Source organism: Klebsiella sp. 4_1_44FAA, from assembly GCF_000238715.1.
In the GTDB taxonomy this organism is placed as follows: Bacteria; Pseudomonadota; Gammaproteobacteria; order Enterobacterales; family Enterobacteriaceae; genus Klebsiella; species Klebsiella pneumoniae.
This window is the reverse complement of the sequence record NZ_JH414799.1, coordinates 804113-820217: the sequence shown is the minus strand read 5'-3', so window position 1 is coordinate 820217 and position 16105 is coordinate 804113. Positions and strand designations below refer to the sequence as shown.

12 protein-coding genes are annotated in these 16105 nt (G+C 57.3%); 2 read left to right on the top strand and 10 right to left on the bottom strand.

The window, feature by feature from the left end:
- Nucleotides 1-23: 23 nt before the first annotated feature.
- The 10 genes from HMPREF1024_RS16645 to HMPREF1024_RS16690 all read right to left on the bottom strand — a co-directional run bounded on the left by HMPREF1024_RS16645 (nt 24) and on the right by HMPREF1024_RS16690 (nt 12970).
- Entirely contained in the window at nt 24-1253 is a 1230-nt protein-coding gene (locus tag HMPREF1024_RS16645; protein ID WP_009308263.1) for a winged helix-turn-helix domain-containing protein, read from the bottom strand.
- A gap of 54 nt (nt 1254-1307) precedes the next feature.
- Entirely contained in the window at nt 1308-2288 is a 981-nt protein-coding gene (gene lpxK / locus HMPREF1024_RS16650; protein ID WP_004147813.1) for a tetraacyldisaccharide 4'-kinase, read from the bottom strand.
- Nucleotides 2285-4033, bottom strand: coding sequence for a lipid A ABC transporter ATP-binding protein/permease MsbA (gene msbA / locus HMPREF1024_RS16655; protein ID WP_002898170.1), 1749 nt, complete (start codon nt 4031-4033; stop codon nt 2285-2287). The genes lpxK and msbA overlap by 4 nt, the downstream gene beginning before the upstream one ends.
- A gap of 36 nt (nt 4034-4069) precedes the next feature.
- The gene (locus tag HMPREF1024_RS16660; RefSeq protein WP_009308260.1) at nt 4070-6334 is read right to left on the bottom strand and encodes a ComEC family protein; all 2265 of its coding nucleotides are present in this window, start codon (nt 6332-6334) and stop codon (nt 4070-4072) included.
- A gap of 205 nt (nt 6335-6539) precedes the next feature.
- Entirely contained in the window at nt 6540-6827 is a 288-nt protein-coding gene (gene ihfB / locus HMPREF1024_RS16665) for an integration host factor subunit beta (protein WP_002898165.1), read from the bottom strand.
- A gap of 151 nt (nt 6828-6978) precedes the next feature.
- Nucleotides 6979-8652, bottom strand: a complete 1674-nt coding sequence (gene rpsA, locus HMPREF1024_RS16670; RefSeq protein WP_002898162.1) for a 30S ribosomal protein S1 — start codon at nt 8650-8652, stop codon at nt 6979-6981.
- 133 nt (nt 8653-8785) lie between these two features.
- Nucleotides 8786-9469 (bottom strand): (d)CMP kinase, encoded by a 684-nt coding sequence (gene cmk / locus HMPREF1024_RS16675; protein WP_002898160.1) that lies wholly within the window; start codon nt 9467-9469, stop codon nt 8786-8788.
- A gap of 174 nt (nt 9470-9643) precedes the next feature.
- Nucleotides 9644-10927 (bottom strand): 3-phosphoshikimate 1-carboxyvinyltransferase, encoded by a 1284-nt coding sequence (gene aroA / locus HMPREF1024_RS16680; RefSeq protein WP_002898157.1) that lies wholly within the window; start codon nt 10925-10927, stop codon nt 9644-9646.
- Nucleotides 10928-11000: 73 nt separating this feature from the next.
- Nucleotides 11001-12089, bottom strand: coding sequence for a 3-phosphoserine/phosphohydroxythreonine transaminase (serC, locus tag HMPREF1024_RS16685; RefSeq protein ID WP_002898155.1), 1089 nt, complete (start codon nt 12087-12089; stop codon nt 11001-11003).
- A 188-nt stretch (nt 12090-12277) separates the two neighbouring features.
- Complete coding sequence (locus tag HMPREF1024_RS16690) at nt 12278-12970, bottom strand: DUF421 domain-containing protein (RefSeq protein ID WP_002898152.1); 693 nt, start codon at nt 12968-12970, stop codon at nt 12278-12280.
- A gap of 115 nt (nt 12971-13085) precedes the next feature.
- On the opposite strand from HMPREF1024_RS16690, the gene ycaO reads away from it, so the two are divergent.
- On the top strand, nt 13086-14846 hold the full coding sequence (gene ycaO / locus HMPREF1024_RS16695; RefSeq protein ID WP_004150842.1) for a 30S ribosomal protein S12 methylthiotransferase accessory factor YcaO: 1761 nt from the start codon (nt 13086-13088) through the stop codon (nt 14844-14846).
- A gap of 385 nt (nt 14847-15231) precedes the next feature.
- Nucleotides 15232-16089 carry a formate transporter FocA gene (focA, locus tag HMPREF1024_RS16700; RefSeq protein WP_002898150.1) on the top strand — a complete coding sequence of 286 codons (858 nt, stop codon included), beginning with the start codon at nt 15232-15234 and terminating at the stop codon, nt 16087-16089.
- The last annotated feature ends 16 nt before the right edge of the window (nt 16090-16105 follow it).

The following is a 16105-nucleotide window of genomic DNA, read 5'->3' as shown; positions in this document are numbered from 1 at the left end:
TCACAGGAAGGCAGGCGCCGGGATCAATCGGCGTCGATTTCCCACCCCTGCTCCTGGCCGACAAACAGCCCTTCCGGCAGGCGTCGGCACAGGATCCGCTCTGCCGATTGCCAGCGTGCGAAGTCGTTAATCGCCCGGCGCAGCCCCTGCTCCAGACCACGGGTGATCTTCACCCCCTCCTCCAGCCACAGAGCGAAGATCTCCAGCTCCCGGCTTTTGCGATGTATTTTACTGTCCATCCGCCCGACCAGTTTTCCCTGGTGCAGCAGAGGCAGTACGAAGTAGCCATACTGACGCTTCGGCGCCGGGGTATAACACTCCAGGCGATAGCTGAAGTTGAACAGCTGCTCAGCGCGTTTCCGATCCCAGACCACCGGGTCGAAGGGCGAGAGCACGGCGCTATGGCTGGCGGTCAGCTTACCGCCGGGCGCGGTCTCCAGCTGCGCCAGCGCCTCGTGATGCAGCCACATCTCGCCGAGTGCTTCCACGTTAACCGGCACCACCAGCCCCTCTTCCTGCCAGGCCGCCAGCAGACCCGGTAGCGACGGCTGGCGCAAGCGATAGTAATCGGCCAGCCACTGGGCGCGGAAGATGCCGAGACTACGGGCGCTATTGCGCAACATAATGGCCTCTGCGTCTTCGCGGGAGAGCGCGTCGCGCTCGTCGTCCCAGTCCGGCATCACCCGCCGGGTTAGATCATACACGCGGTGAAAATTGCGCCGCTCCACCACCATCACTTCGCCGGCGGTAAACAGCCCTTCCAGGTGGCGCTTATGCGGTTTCCACTCCCACCAGCCGCTGGCGCCTTTGCGCGGGTGGGTAAAATCCGCCGAGCGAACCGGGCCGTTTTGCCCGATATGCGCCACCAGCTCGGCAATACTCCCGACATGCTCCTCCATCCACGCGCGATGGTATTTCCAGCCCATATTGTCGGGATTCAACATGCGATGGCGCACCAGGGCGAAATCGCTGCGCGGCAGAAAGCAGGCTTCATGCGCCCAGTATTCCATTAGCTCGCCGTTGCGCAGCGACTCATCCAGCCAGTGCTGCGGATAGCTGCCAAGACGGCTGAACAGCACCAGGTAGGGGCTGCGGGCCACCACGTTGATGGTATCGATTTGCAGCAGCGACATCTGCTGGATGGTGGAAAGAATGTCTTTCGGGCGAGCGCGACGTCGGGGCTTCTTTAACAACCCCTGCGCCGCGAGATGGAGGTGGCGCGCCTCGTTAAGCGATAGTTGCAATACCGACATGCAGGTTCTCCGTCAGGAATTCCAGCACAGCGGCGAGCAAAGCCGGCGCGTCAGTTAACGTTGCGCCAACGTCGCTAAGTCCGCAAGCAACCGCTGTGCGCGTTCATCGGCCATTATGGCGTCGACCGGTAAATACCACCAGTTTGCAGCGGCGAAATCGCGACATTTCACGGCATCTTTCTCGGTCATCAGCAGCGTCTGATCGGCGGTCACCAGGGCGGCGACATCATCCTGGCTCAGCGCCTGATGGTCCGCCAGCGCCACGGTTTTGACCGGCTGGACGCCGCAGCTTTCGAGGGTGGCGAAGAAGCGCGGCGGATGGCCGATGCCGGCCATCGCCACTACGTTCGTGAAGGTGGAGACATCGCGACGTTCGCCGGTAAGCAGGTTAACCGCCATCCCTGGGCGCAATCGCATCGGGATCTCACCCGGACGCGCCACGCCGCCGTTAACGATAACCGCATCAACGCTTTGCAAGCGCGACGCCCGCTCGCGCATCGGCCCGGCAGGCAGCCACCAGCCGTTGCCAAAGCGGCGCACGCCGTCAATAACGACAATTTCTCTGTCCCGCGCGAGCTTATAGTGCTGCAACCCGTCGTCGGTCACAATCATCTGCAGATCGTGCGCGCTGAGCAATGCTTTTACCGCGTCGCTGCGTAGCGGAGCGACAGCGACCGGGGCACCGGTACGCTGATGGATCAACACCGGTTCATCACCCGCCAGCGCCGTACTGGTTCTGTCGTCCAACACCAGCGGATAGCGGTCGGCTTTACCGCCGTAGCCGCGAGACACGACGCCAACGCGAATACCGCGCTGCTGCAGCTGCTCCACCAGCCAGATCACCACCGGCGTTTTGCCATTGCCGCCGGCGGTCAGGTTACCAACCACCACCACCGGCACCGGCGCGCGCCAGGCTTTTTGCCACCCCAGCTGATAGCTGAGGCGAATCACCCCGCTCACCAGGCCATACAGCCAGGAGAGCGGCAGCAGCAGGCGCCACAGCGGCGATTCCCCGGACCAGATGCGCGCGATCATTCGCCGAATTGCATCTTATGCAGCTGGGCGTACACGCCCTTATGCTCCAGCAGGTCATGGTGCGTTCCGCGCTCCACGATCCGCCCGTCTTCAACCACCACGATTTCATCAGCCTGCTCAATGGTCGACAGACGGTGAGCGATAACCAGCGAGGTACGGTTTTTCTGCAGCTCATCCAGCGCCGCCTGAATGGCACGCTCAGACTCGGTATCCAGCGCCGAGGTGGCTTCATCAAGGATCAGGATCGGGCTGTTACGCAGCAGCGCGCGGGCAATAGCAATACGCTGGCGCTGGCCGCCGGACAGCATCACGCCATTCTCGCCGATGATGGTATCCAGACCATTATCCATCTTGTTAATGAAATCCATGGCGTAGGCCATGCGCGCGGCCTCTTCAATCTGCTCGCGGCTGTACTCTTCGGTACGGGCATAGGCGATATTGTTGGCGACGGTATCGTTGAACAGATGCACGTTTTGTGAAACCAGCGCCACCTGGTCGCGCAGCGAGCTCAGCTTGTACTCGCGCAGGTCGTGGCCATCCAGCAGGATCTGCCCCTCGTCGACATCGTAGAAGCGGGTGATCAGGCTGGCAATGGTCGATTTACCCGACCCTGAGCGCCCCACCAGCGCCACGGTTTTCCCTTCCGGGATATCGAGATTGATATTGCGCAGCGCGGCCACTTCGCGACCCGGGTAGGTAAAGGTGACGTTCTCGAACTTGAGATTGCCTTTCGCCCGCTCAATGACCCGCGTACCTTCGTCTTTTTCCTGCTCGGAATCGAGGATCGCAAACAGCGTCTGGCACGCCGCCATCCCGCGCTGGAACTGGGCATTGACGTTGGTCAGCGACTTCAGCGGACGCATCAGCGCAATCATCGAGGAGAAGACCACGGTAATGGTCCCGGCGGTCAGGGTGTCCATCACGCTCGGGAAGCTGGCGGCATACAGGACAAAGGCCAGCGCCAGGGAGGCGATAAGCTGAATGATCGGGTCGGAGATAGACGAGGCGGAAACCATCTTCATCCCCTGCAGACGCATTTTATTGCTGACTTTATCAAAACGTTTGGTTTCCACTTCCTGGCCGCCAAACATCAGCACCTCTTTGTGCCCTTTCAGCATCTGCTCGGCGCTGGTGGTGACCTGCCCCATCGTGTTCTGCATATTCTTACTGATATTGCGAAAACGCTTGGAGACCACGCGGATCGCCACCGACACAATCGGCGCCAGTACGATCAGGATCAGCGACAGCTGCCAGCTGTAATAGAACATCATCACGAACAGACCGATAATCGATGCCCCTTCGCGGACCACGGTGATCAGCGCGCTGGAAGAGGAGGAGGCGACCTGCTCAGAATCATAGGTGATGCGTGACAGCAGCGTTCCGGTAGACTGCTTGTCAAAGAAGGCCACCGGCATACCCATCATGTGGCCGAACAGGCGACGACGCATGGTCATCACCACTTTGCCGGAAACCCAGGAAATACAATAGCTCGAGATGTAGCTGGTGATCCCACGCAGCACCATCAGGCCGATAACCACCAGCGGCATCCATAGCAGCACTGAGCGATCCGTTTTACCAAAACCATCATCCAATAACGGTTTAAGAAGCGATAACATGAAGGTGTCACTGCCCGCGTTAAGCACCAACGCCACCGCCGCTACGATTAGCCCGGCTTTAAACGGCGCGATAATCGGCCAAAGTCGGCGGAAGGTCTGCCACGTGGAGAGATCTTTATCGTTCTGCATTCAATAAACCAGCTTGTGTTGAAATAGCCGCATATTCTACCCGTTATCGGCGGGCGCGCCAAACCACTGATGATACCAACGCGGTAAAACTTGATCCCGTAAGCTATGGATTTGCCACCCTTCTGCGGAAAAAACCACCGTTATCTGCCCCTGCTGCGGCGTGGCGAACCAGCGATAACCCCGCTGGCGGTAGCGCTGAACCACCTTGTACGAGGGCATCCGCCACGCATTGTAGCGCGAAGCGGAGGCCAGCGCGGCCGCGCCATCCACCCGGCGGATCAGCAGCGCGCTGGAGGAGGTATTGCTGCCGTGGTGGGGAACCTGAATAAGTGTAGACGTCAGATGCCGCCAGTAACGGCTGATCATCGCCTGCTCCGCCTGACGTTCTATATCGCCGGTGAGCAGGATGCTGGAGCGACCATCATCGATCCGCACCACACAGGAATGATTGTTACCCTTTGCCGTGCTGCCCGGTAGCGGCCACAGGGCCTGGAAGTTGAGTCCCTGCCATTGCCAGCGCTCACCGCGATGACACGGCAGATGATGCGCCCAGCCTAACGGGCTGCGCACCCAGGCCTGCGGCCATGCCTGCAGCACTGAATCAAGGCCGCCGCGATGATCCAGATGTTCATGGCTTAGCATAATCCCTTGCAGCTGCAGATGGTGCCAGCGCAACCACGGGATAATCACCTGTTGACCGCTATCACCCTGCGGCCAAGCCGGCCCGGTATCGTAAAGCAATGCCTTACCGTGACGCTCGATCACCATCGCCAGCCCCTGCCCGACATCCAGCATCGTCACCCGCCATTCGTCCGCAGGCGGTTGTCGGCTGAATGGCCGCGTCAGTAAAAACAGCACGCTGAGACACAGCGCCGGTGAATGCCGCCAGCTCTGAAAACGCCAGCCCATCACCAACAGCCACGGCAGGATACTGATCCACAGCCAGCGAGTATCCAGCGTCAACCAGCCGTCCGGTAAACGTCTTAATCCCCAGAACAATACGGCCAGCACGCGATCGGCCGCCAGCCAGAGCAGCGACTCCACTATCTCCGGCCCCGAGAGATGCACCAGCATCGCGGTCAGAATAAGCGGCACCGCCAACAGGGTGACTAACGGTACCGCCAGCAAATTAGCCGCCATCGACGTCAGGCTTATGCCATGGAATAGCAACAACTGCAGCGGCAGCAGCAGCAGCGTCACGCCAGCCTGCAAATGAACAAGAGCAATTATGGGCTTCCACGGCCAGCGCCAGCGGCCGGCAGGCAGCGGGAGCCACTGGAACCAGAAGATCAGCCCCGCCACGGCGAAGGCAGATAGCCACAGGCTTTGCGACAGGACCGCCAGCGGGTCGGCAACCAGTATCGCTCCCAGACAGCAGAGCCACACCTGCCACGCCGTCCAGCGTTGACCCGACAAACGTAAAGCACAACAGACCGCAAGCCCTAAGCAAGTGCGCAGGGCCGGCGGCTGCATACCGGTCAGCCAGGCATAGCCGACGGCGCCGGCCAGCCCGGCGACAAGGGGCAACCGCCAGCCAATCCAGCGGCCCGGGAGAATATACTGCACGCCGCGCAGCAACAGCATGATAAGAGAAGCCGCGAGAGCGATATGCAAACCCGAGATAGCCATCAGATGGGAAGTGCCCGTGTTCTGCATCAGGACCTTTATCTCCGTCGGCAGAGACAGCCGCTCCCCCATTCCTAATCCCAACATCACCGCGCGCCAGGGATAAGTCTGCAGTCGCCGGGTCAGCGACGCCAGATAGCGGGCGCGCAGACTGCAGCGGGCATCCAGCGCGGAAGCGGCGACGATCCCTCCGCTCAGCGGTCGGTGCTGCGCCAGCGCATAGCGCTGGCTGTCGAAGCCCCCGTCATTGAGCTGCCCGTGCACCGGGCGCAGGCGCAGCGTCATCAGCCAGTGTTGACCCGCACAGGCTGGCGCAGGTGCAAGTTCCCCGTACAGCGTTACGCCTACCGGGGGAAACAGATAGCGGCCCCGCAGGCGCACCATCTGTCCACGGTGCAAGGTCTGGCCATCCGTCTCGCTAAGGATCACTTCCGCTTGCCGGATGGCGCCGGTAAGGTGCCGGGTCGGCCACAGCGCCTGATGCGCGCTCAATACTCCCCAGACCACCAGCAGAAGCGTCATCGCCACTCCGGCGACGGCCCTTCCATGCAGACGAATCAGCGCCAGCGCCAGTGCGCTCGCGCCCGCCAGACTGTACGGGCCCGGCAAGACGGGTAGCCAGAGAAGCGGCAGCATTGCAATGATGGCGCATCCGGCAAGCCATGGTAGACGCATAAACACCTCCCTGTGAGTGGGCAGTGTTACGCAAAGCGGTGCTGGCGTCCTGGCGGCGAATTCAGGCTTGCGCGGCGCATTCCAGACAATCGCCTCGCTTGCAGCCGGGCACGCTTTTTTTGTGAGGATGGCCGTAAATGGCGGGCACAAAAAAAGCACCCGAAGGTGCTTTCTTTATCGTCAGGCAGGCTGCACGTCGTGCAACTCACCCTTCATAAATATTGGCGCGGTCACGTAATTCTTTCCCGGGCTTAAAGTGCGGAACGTACTTACCTTCCAGTTCGACTTTATCACCAGTTTTCGGGTTACGTCCGGTGCGAGGTGCTCGATAGTGCAGAGAAAAGCTGCCGAAACCGCGGATTTCAATGCGCTCACCTTGAGCAAGCGTTGAGGCCATATGTTCCAGCATTTCTTTAACAGCATCTTCCACCGCTTTCGCCGGAATGTGAGATTGCTGGCTGGCAAGTCTTTCAATCAATTCTGACTTGGTCATTATTCCTCCGGTTTCCTTCAAGGCAAAAATTAGCTAACAGCTTAAACAAGGGCGGCCGTAGCCGCCCTTTGTGCTTGATTACAGGACGAATCCTGCAATCTGTCAAGTAAACTCGTCGCTATTCAGGTTGTTATTACCTGAATGACAAAGATTACTCGCCTTTCGCTGCTTTGAACGCTTCAGCCATAGCGTTGTTGGAGAAGTTCGCGTCTTCCTGCTTGTTCACGGTAGCGATAGCGTCTTTTTCTTCCGCTTCGTCTTTCGCACGTACAGACAGGCTCACTACGCGGTTCTTACGATCCACGCCGGTGAATTTCGCTTCAACTTCGTCGCCAACGCTCAGAACCAGAGTTGCGTCTTCAACGCGGTCACGGGATGCTTCAGAAGCACGCAGGTAACCTTCTACGCCGTCAGCCAGTTCTACGGTTGCGCCTTTAGCGTCAACTGCAGTCACTTTACCAACAACGATAGCGCCTTTCTTGTTCAGAGCAACGTAGTTGTTGAACGGATCTTCCGCGAGCTGTTTAACGCCCAGGGAGATACGCTCACGCTCTGCGTCAACCTGCAGAACAACTGCTGCGATTTCGTCGCCTTTTTTGTATTCACGAACTGCTTCTTCGCCTGCAACGTTCCAGGAGATGTCAGACAGGTGAACCAGGCCGTCGATGCCGCCGTCCAGGCCGATGAAGATACCGAAGTCAGTGATAGACTTGATTTTACCTTCAACACGGTCGCCCTTGTTGTGGGTTTCCGCGAACTGCTGCCATGGGTTAGATTTGCACTGCTTCAGACCCAGGGAGATACGACGACGCTCTTCGTCGATATCCAGAACCATTACTTCCACAACGTCGCCAACGTTAACAACTTTGGACGGGTGGATGTTTTTGTTGGTCCAATCCATTTCGGAAACGTGAACCAGGCCTTCAACGCCCTCTTCGATTTCAACGAAGCAGCCGTAGTCGGTCAGGTTGGTCACGCGACCGGTCAGTTTGGTACCTTCCGGATAACGTTTAGCGATAGCTACCCACGGATCTTCGCCCAGCTGTTTCAGGCCCAGGGATACACGGGTACGCTCGCGGTCGAACTTCAGCACTTTAACAGTGATTTCGTCGCCAACGTTTACGATTTCGCTCGGATGCTTAACGCGTTTCCAGGCCATATCGGTGATGTGCAGCAGGCCGTCAACGCCGCCCAGATCAACGAATGCACCGTAGTCAGTGAGGTTCTTAACGATACCTTTGACTTCCATGCCTTCCTGCAGGTTTTCCAGCAGCTGATCGCGCTCTGCGCTGTTTTCGGATTCGATAACGGCACGACGAGAAACAACAACGTTGTTACGCTTCTGGTCCAGCTTGATGACTTTGAACTCAAGCTCTTTGCCTTCCAGGTGCAGCGTGTCGCGCACCGGACGAACGTCTACCAGGGAACCCGGCAGGAACGCACGAATACCGTTCAGCTCAACAGTGAAGCCACCTTTAACTTTGCCGTTGATAACACCGGTAACAGTTTCAGCGTCTTCGTAAGCTTTTTCCAGCGTGATCCAAGCTTCGTGACGTTTAGCTTTCTCACGGGACAGCAGAGTTTCACCGAAGCCGTCTTCTACTGCATCCAGAGCAACGTCAACTTCGTCACCAACCTGGATTTCCAGCTCGCCCTGGGCGTTTTTGAACTGCTCAGCCGGGATGGCGGACTCAGATTTCAGACCGGCGTCAACCAGTACTACGTCTTTGTCGATAGCAACAACAACACCACGAACGATGGAACCCGGGCGGGTTTCGATTTCTTTTAAGGATTCTTCAAACAGTTGAGCAAAAGATTCAGTCATGTTTAATCTTCAGGTTAATATTAACGTCCACCTGGCTCCGTGCCGGATGGGGTTGTTTCACATACCCGCTGACCATCCATTGCCGCGGGGTACTGCTATAATTCGGAGGCTTCGGCGCGTTACCGGTTAAGGCCTACGCAACGGCCAATTTTTCGCGCGCATATTGTAGCGCTTTTTCAATCACTTGCTCAATGTTTAGTTCGGTTGAATCGAGAACTAATGCATCGGCAGCCGGGACAAGCGGCGCCACGGCGCGATTTCGGTCGCGATCGTCACGCTCTTTTATCTCGGACAAAAGACGTTCAAAGTTAACATCAAAGCCCTTTTCCTGCAACTGCCGCATGCGGCGATGCGCCCGCTCGTCGGCCGAGGCATCGAGGAAAATTTTCACCGGCGCGTCCGGGAACACTACCGTTCCCATATCGCGACCGTCGGCGATAAGCCCCGGCAGTTCGCGGAAGGCGCGCTGGCGGCGCAGCAGCGCTTCGCGAACGCGCGGAAAAGCCGCCACTTTCGAGGCCGCGTTCGCGACCTCCTGAGTGCGAATTTCGCTACTGACATCTTCCCCTTCCAGCACCACTTCCAGGTTGCCGTCAGTAGAAATAAAACGCACGTCAAGATGTGCAGCCAGGGGCACCAGCGCCTCTTCGGACTCCACGTCGACATGATGATGCAGCGCCGCCAGCGCCAGAACGCGGTAGATCGCGCCTGAATCTAACAGATGCCAGCCCAGCGCTTCCGCCATTGCCTTGCACAACGTACCTTTACCCGCACCGCCAGGTCCATCAATGGTGATTACCGGAATATTCGCCGTCATCTTTTTCTCCTTCAGCAAGGCGCATGGAATATAAACGCCGCGCATTATACGCATCAATACGCCGGAAAGTGAGCATTGCTTGTAAATTACGGACTACAGGAAATGAAAAGCAGAAGTTTTGCGCAATTATAGCGGGCTGACAGGATATCAGCCCGCGGGATGACAAAGTTTTACTCAGGCGAGGGTACTGATCCGCGCCAGCTGCTCAAAGTAGTCAGGGAACGTTTTGGCCGTACATTTGGGATCAAGGATGGTCACCGGCGTATCAGACAGCGCTACCAGCGAGAAGCACATCGCCATCCGGTGGTCGTTATAGGTGCCGATTTCTGCGTACTTCAACTTTGCCGGCGGGGTGATGCGGATATAATCTTCTCCCTCTTCCACCTCGGCGCCCACTTTACGCAGCTCGGTCGCCATGGCGAACAGACGGTCCGTCTCCTTGACCCGCCAGTTGTAGATATTGCGCAGGGTAGTGGTCCCTTGCGCGAACAGCGCGGCGGTGGCGATGGTCATCGCGGCGTCCGGGATATGGTTCATATCCATATCGACCGCCTTGAGCTCGCCGTGGGTGCAGGCGATGAAATCGTCGCCCCAGGTGACGGTGGCGCCCATTTTCTCCAGTACGTCGGCGAAACGAATGTCGCCCTGTACGCTGTTGCGGCCGATACCGGTGACTTTTACCGTGCCGCCCTTAATGGCGCCAGCGGCGAGGAAATACGAGGCCGAGGAAGCATCGCCTTCCACCAGGTAATCTCCCGGCGACTGATACTGCTGCTTGCCGCGCACCACAAATCGCTGATAAGACTGATTGTCCACCTCAACGCCGAAGGTTTTCATCAGGTGCAGCGTAATGTCGATATAGGGTTTCGACACCAGATCGCCCTTAATGACGATGACGGTATCCTGCGGCGCCAGCGGCGCGGTCATCAGCAGCGCGGTCAGGAACTGGCTGGAGACGCTGCCGTCAACCTCGACGTTGCCGCCCTGAAAACCGCCGCGCAGGCGCAGCGGTGGATAATTTTCCTGCTCCAGATAGTCGATCTGAGCGCCGCCCTGACGCAGGGCATCCACCAGATGGCCGATCGGACGCTCTTTCATCCGCGGTTCGCCGGTCAGCACGATATCGTTGCTGCCAAGGCACAGAGCCGCCGCCAGCGGACGCATCGCGGTACCGGCGTTGCCAAGGAACAGCTCCAGCGCCGCGGCAGAGCGCAACGGGCCGCCGTTGCCGGTCACTTCGCAGCGGGTGCGGTCGGCAGACAGGGTATATTGAACCCCCAGCGCACTCAGGGCATTCAGCATATGGCGCACATCGTCGCTGTCCAGCAGGTTGGTCAGCACCGTCGTGCCGCGGGCCAGGGCAGCCAGCAGCAGCGCGCGGTTGGAGACGCTTTTCGAACCTGGCAGGTTCACGGTGCCCTCTACGCGTGCGATGGGTTGTAACGTCAGGGATTCCATCAAACTTCACTCTCAAACAAACAGAATAAAAACCCCGCAGACAGGCCGCGGGGAGGAAGAAAGAAACAGGCGATTAACCGTGGCGGCGTTCGAAGTCCAGCATAAAGTCGGTTAACGCCTTCACGCCGTCCAGCGGCATGGCGTTGTAGATGGAAGCACGCATGCCGCCCACCACCCGGTGGCCCTTCAGCGCGTGCAGCCCGGCAGCAAACGACTCTTCGAGGAACAGTTTGTCCAGGGCGCTGTCCGCCAGCTGGAACGGTACGTTCATACGCGAACGGTTGGCCTGCGCCACATCGTTACGATAGAAGCCGCTGTTATCGATCACGCCGTAGAGCAGTTCGGCTTTCTGCTGGTTGATTTTATCCATCGCGGCAACCCCACCCTGCTGTTTCAGCCACTTAAACACCAGTCCAGCCAGATACCATGCGAACGTCGGCGGTGTGTTAAACATCGAGTCATTCTCGCTTAACACGGTGTAGTCAAGAATTGACGGGCAGGCCACGCTGGCTTTGCCCAGCAGATCTTCACGCACGATGACCAGCGTCAGCCCAGCCGGACCGATATTCTTCTGCGCGCCGGCGTAGATTACGCCGAAGCGGTTGACGTCAATTTCGCGGGAAAGAATGGTGGAGGAGAAATCGGCGGTCACGATGACGTCGTCGCCGAAGTTCGGCGTCTCATCAATCGCGATACCATCAATGGTTTCGTTCGGGCAGTAGTGCAGATAGGCCGCCCCCGGGGTCAGCTGCCACTCGCTCATCGGCTTCACAGCGCGCTTGCCGTCGACGGTGATTTTCGCGTCGATAACGTTCGGCGTGCAGTATTTCTTCGCCTCTTTGACCGCGCTGGCCGCCCAGTAGCCGGCGTCCACATAGTCAGCGACCTTTTTATCGCCGAGGATGTTCAGCGGGATCCCGGCGAACTGGCCGCGGCCGCCGCCGTGGCAGAATAAAACTTTATAGTTGGAAGGGATGTTCAGCAGAGCGCGGAAGTCCTGTTCTGCCTCTTCTGCCACCTGGATAAACTCCTTACCACGGTGACTGATCTCCATGACCGACGTCCCCAGACCGTGCCAGTCGCACAGTTCCTGCTGCGCCAGTTTGAGTACTTCCGCCGGCAGCATTGCCGGGCCCGAACTGAAGTTATAGACCTGAGCCATTTCCCCTCACCACGTTGCTATGTTGTTTTGCCCGCGAACCGCCGCGAGCATAAGTTATTCCTGTGGCTATCGGTTTTATCATTCAGTGACACGGTCCGCAATGGCTAAAACTCGCCGACGGTAAAACGCGGCCGCCGTCACACAACAGAATCTATCGGCTTGACGTAATAAAACCGACATATTTGCTGTCAGGTAAGCCGTTTCGCCCGGCTGGCCTTCGACCATTCTGCATTTGCGCAGCGCGGACATATTCGTTTTTCTCCCGCCTGCATCGCCATTACGATGCTGCAGCGCACGCAGGCATAGATCCCCTCTTGCGGAATGGTGGTATAGCGTGTGGTACAATGCGCTGGAAGGATCGATAATCCGGCCCTCACCTCTTCATCGGGATAATAAAACACGCTGATCTGCCCGTTGGTTTCGAGGATTGCCAGCCGGACCTGGCCAAGCTGCTCGACGCTGTTGACCCGCAGCTCCATAAAAAATTCGAATTCGGTCATGTTTTCCGCATGCAGCTTCTCCCAGGCCAACTGTCCCTCTTCCACCACTACGATAGGTTTCCCCTCCAGTAGATCCTCCAGCTTTTCGCTATGCCCCATCAGCCACATAATGCCGCGATACAGTAGCGCCAGCGTAACGAAGACCACCAGCACCGGCAGCAGCGGCACATCGTCATAAAACGCCACGTCACCCGCCGCCGAGCCGAGGGTCAAAATAATCAGCACCTCGAACAGCGACATCTGCCGCACGCCGCGCCGTCCGGTAATCTTGAGGAAAATAAAGACCAGAACGAAGGTATAGAGGCTGCGCAACGCCACCTCCGCCAGGAATTCCACCGGTACTTTATCGAGCGCCATCCGCTGCCAGTCAAAGGCTTTCATTTTCCATCTCCCTGTGTATTAAAGATGCCTCTAAGCATAGCCAGATGATGGAGATAGCACCTGTCAGATAAAAGCCGTATCATTGCGCGCTTTCCGTACGACAAAAGTGATCGCCATGACCCAAACGTTTATTCCCGGCAAAGATGCCGCCCTGGAAGATTCCATCGCTCGCTTCCAGCAGAAATTGCTCGACCTCGGATTTGATATCGAAGAGGCCTCGTGGCTGAACCCGGTGCCGCACGTGTGGTCCGTTCACATTCGCGATAAAGCGTGCGCGCTGTGCTTTACCAATGGTAAAGGCGCCACCAAAAAGGCAGCCCTGGCCTCCGCGCTGGGCGAATATTTCGAACGTCTGTCCACTAACTATTTCTTCGCCGACTTCTGGTTAGGCGACACAATCGCTAACGGCCCGTTTGTTCACTACCCGAACGAAAAGTGGTTCCCGCTGACTGAGGATGATGAAGTCCCGGAAGGTCTGCTGGATGCCCGCCTGCGCGCGTTCTACGATCCTGACGATCAGTTAACGGCCAGTATGCTGGTGGATCTGCAGTCGGGTAACGATGAGCGCGGCGTGTGCGGTCTGCCTTTTACCCGCCAGTCCGACGGCGAAACCGTCTATATTCCGATGAATATTGTCGGTAACCTGTACGTCTCCAACGGCATGTCCGCCGGTAACACCCGCAACGAAGCGCGGGTACAGGGTCTGTCAGAGGTCTTTGAACGTCACATTAAAAACCGCATCATCGCTGAAAGCATCAGCCTGCCGGAGATCCCGGCGGAAGTCATGGCGCGCTATCCGGGCGTCGTGGAATCGATCGCCAAACTGGAAGCTGAAGGTTTCCCGATCTTTGCCTATGATGGCTCGCTCGGCGGCAAATATCCGGTTATCTGCGTCGTGCTGTTTAACCCGGCTAACGGCACCTGCTTCGCCTCCTTCGGCGCCCACCCGGACTTTGGCGTGGCGCTGGAGCGAACCGTCACCGAACTGCTGCAGGGCCGCAGCCTGAAAGACCTCGATGTCTTCACGCCGCCAACCTTCGATGACGAAGAGGTCGCCGAGCACGCGAACCTCGAAACCCACTTTATCGACTCCAGCGGCCTGATCTCCTGGGATATGTTCAAGCAGGACGCCGACTATCCATTCGTTGACTGGAGCTTCTCCGGTACCACCGAAGAAGAGTTCGCCACCCTGATGGCCATCTTCAAGGCCGAAGATAAAGAAGTGTACATCGCCGACTACGAGCACCTGGGCGTTTACGCCTGCCGTATCATCGTCCCGGGGATGTCGGACATATACCCGGCGGAAGACCTGTGGCTGGCGAACAACAGCATGGGCGCTCATCTGCGGGACACCATTCTGTCCCTGCCGGGCAGCGAGTGGGATAAAGAAGATTACCTGGCGCTGATCGAGCAGATGGACGATGAGGGTCTGGATGATTTCACCCGCGTTCGCGAACTGCTGGGGCTCGCCACCGGAAAAGACAACGGCTGGTATACCCTGCGCGTCGGCGAGCTGAAAGCGATGCTGGCCCTGGCCGGCGGCGATCTGGAACAGGCGCTGATCTGGACCGAGTGGACCATGGAATTTAATGCTTCGGTCTTCAGCGCGGAGCGCGCGAACTACTATCGCTGTCTGCAAACCCTGCTGCTGCTGAGCCAGGAAGAAGAGCGTCAGCCGCTGCAGTACCTGAACGCCTTCATCCGTATGTACGGCGCCGACGCGGTCGAAGCCGCCAGCGCGGCGCTGAGCGGGGAAGCGCCGTTCTATGGTCTCCAGGCGGTCGATAGCGATCTGCAGGCCTTCCCGGCCCATCAGTCGCTGCTGAAAGCCTATGAAAAACTGCAGCGGGCGAAAGCGGCGTTTTGGGCAAAATAAGCCCAGCTTGCGCCATCGTTCATGCTTACAACGGAGCCCTCAGCGGCTCCGTTATTTAACCCTGAGAAAGCGCCTCCTATAATTTGTAGTTGTAAAGTTAATTAATGTTAAATAACGCCATTTCATCATTTATCAATTGTTAAATTTAATAAAAATACTCCATTTTAATTAACTCAAAAATGGGGGTAAAAAAGAAAAAATTCAACATTATTTATAAAATTTAAAAATTATTTTCTCTATACATTTCATGCAGTTATAGATAATTTCAATAGAAACCACACACTAAAAAGGCATATAGTTCCGGTGAGATATGATCTATATCAATTTCCCTTCTATAATGCTTTGTTAGTATCTCACCGCCAACTTATATAAAGAGAGAGTTAGTGTGAAAGCTGACAACCCTTTTGATCTTTTGCTCCCTGCCGCGATGGCGAAAGTCGCCGAAGAAGCAGGTGTCTATAAAGCAACGAAGCATCCGATGAAGACGTTTTATCTGGCGATCACCGCTGGCGTTTTCATCTCCATCGCTTTCGTATTCTATATCACCGCGACCACCGGCACTGCCGCGATGCCTTATGGGATTGCCAAACTTATCGGTGGGATCTGTTTTTCTCTGGGTCTGATTCTGTGCGTTATCTGCGGCGCTGACCTCTTTACCTCTACGGTACTGATCGTGGTGGCCAAAGCCAGCGGTCGAATTACCTGGGGGCAACTGGCAAAAAACTGGCTCAACGTCTATTTTGGTAACCTGGTGGGCGCGCTGCTGTTTGTGCTGCTGATGTGGTTATCAGGCGAATATATGACTGCCAACGGCGGCTGGGGGCTAAACGTTCTGCAGACCGCCGACCACAAAATGCACCATACTTTTGTGGAGGCCGTGAGCCTGGGTATCCTCGCTAACCTGATGGTTTGTCTCGCCGTATGGATGAGCTATTCCGGTCGTAGCCTGATGGATAAAGCGATGATCATGGTCCTGCCGGTAGCGATGTTCGTTGCCAGCGGCTTTGAGCACAGCATCGCCAACATGTTTATGATCCCGATGGGTATCGTAATCCGCAACTTTGCAAGCCCGGAATTCTGGACCGCCATCGGTTCGACTCCGGAAAGTTTCTCTCACTTGACCGTTATGAACTTCATCACTGATAACCTGATTCCGGTAACTATCGGGAACATTATCGGCGGGGGTCTGCTGGTCGGGTTGACATACTGGGTCATTTACCTGCGTGGCAACGACCATCACTAAGGGTTGTTTCAGGCAG

Excerpts from the sequence above, each read along its gene's own strand:
- HMPREF1024_RS16645 (WP_009308263.1), bottom strand. The coding sequence starts at position 1,253 with ATGTCGGTATTGCAACTATCGCTTAACGAGGCGCGCCACCTCCATCTC.
- lpxK (WP_004147813.1), bottom strand. The coding sequence starts at position 2,288 with ATGATCGCGCGCATCTGGTCCGGGGAATCGCCGCTGTGGCGCCTGCTG.
- msbA (WP_002898170.1), bottom strand. The coding sequence starts at position 4,033 with ATGCAGAACGATAAAGATCTCTCCACGTGGCAGACCTTCCGCCGACTT.
- HMPREF1024_RS16660 (WP_009308260.1), bottom strand. The coding sequence starts at position 6,334 with ATGCGTCTACCATGGCTTGCCGGATGCGCCATCATTGCAATGCTGCCG.
- ihfB (WP_002898165.1), bottom strand. The coding sequence starts at position 6,827 with ATGACCAAGTCAGAATTGATTGAAAGACTTGCCAGCCAGCAATCTCAC.
- rpsA (WP_002898162.1), bottom strand. The coding sequence starts at position 8,652 with ATGACTGAATCTTTTGCTCAACTGTTTGAAGAATCCTTAAAAGAAATC.
- cmk (WP_002898160.1), bottom strand. The coding sequence starts at position 9,469 with ATGACGGCGAATATTCCGGTAATCACCATTGATGGACCTGGCGGTGCG.
- aroA (WP_002898157.1), bottom strand. The coding sequence starts at position 10,927 with ATGGAATCCCTGACGTTACAACCCATCGCACGCGTAGAGGGCACCGTG.
- serC (WP_002898155.1), bottom strand. The coding sequence starts at position 12,089 with ATGGCTCAGGTCTATAACTTCAGTTCGGGCCCGGCAATGCTGCCGGCG.
- HMPREF1024_RS16690 (WP_002898152.1), bottom strand. The coding sequence starts at position 12,970 with ATGAAAGCCTTTGACTGGCAGCGGATGGCGCTCGATAAAGTACCGGTG.
- ycaO (WP_004150842.1), top strand. The coding sequence starts at position 13,086 with ATGACCCAAACGTTTATTCCCGGCAAAGATGCCGCCCTGGAAGATTCC.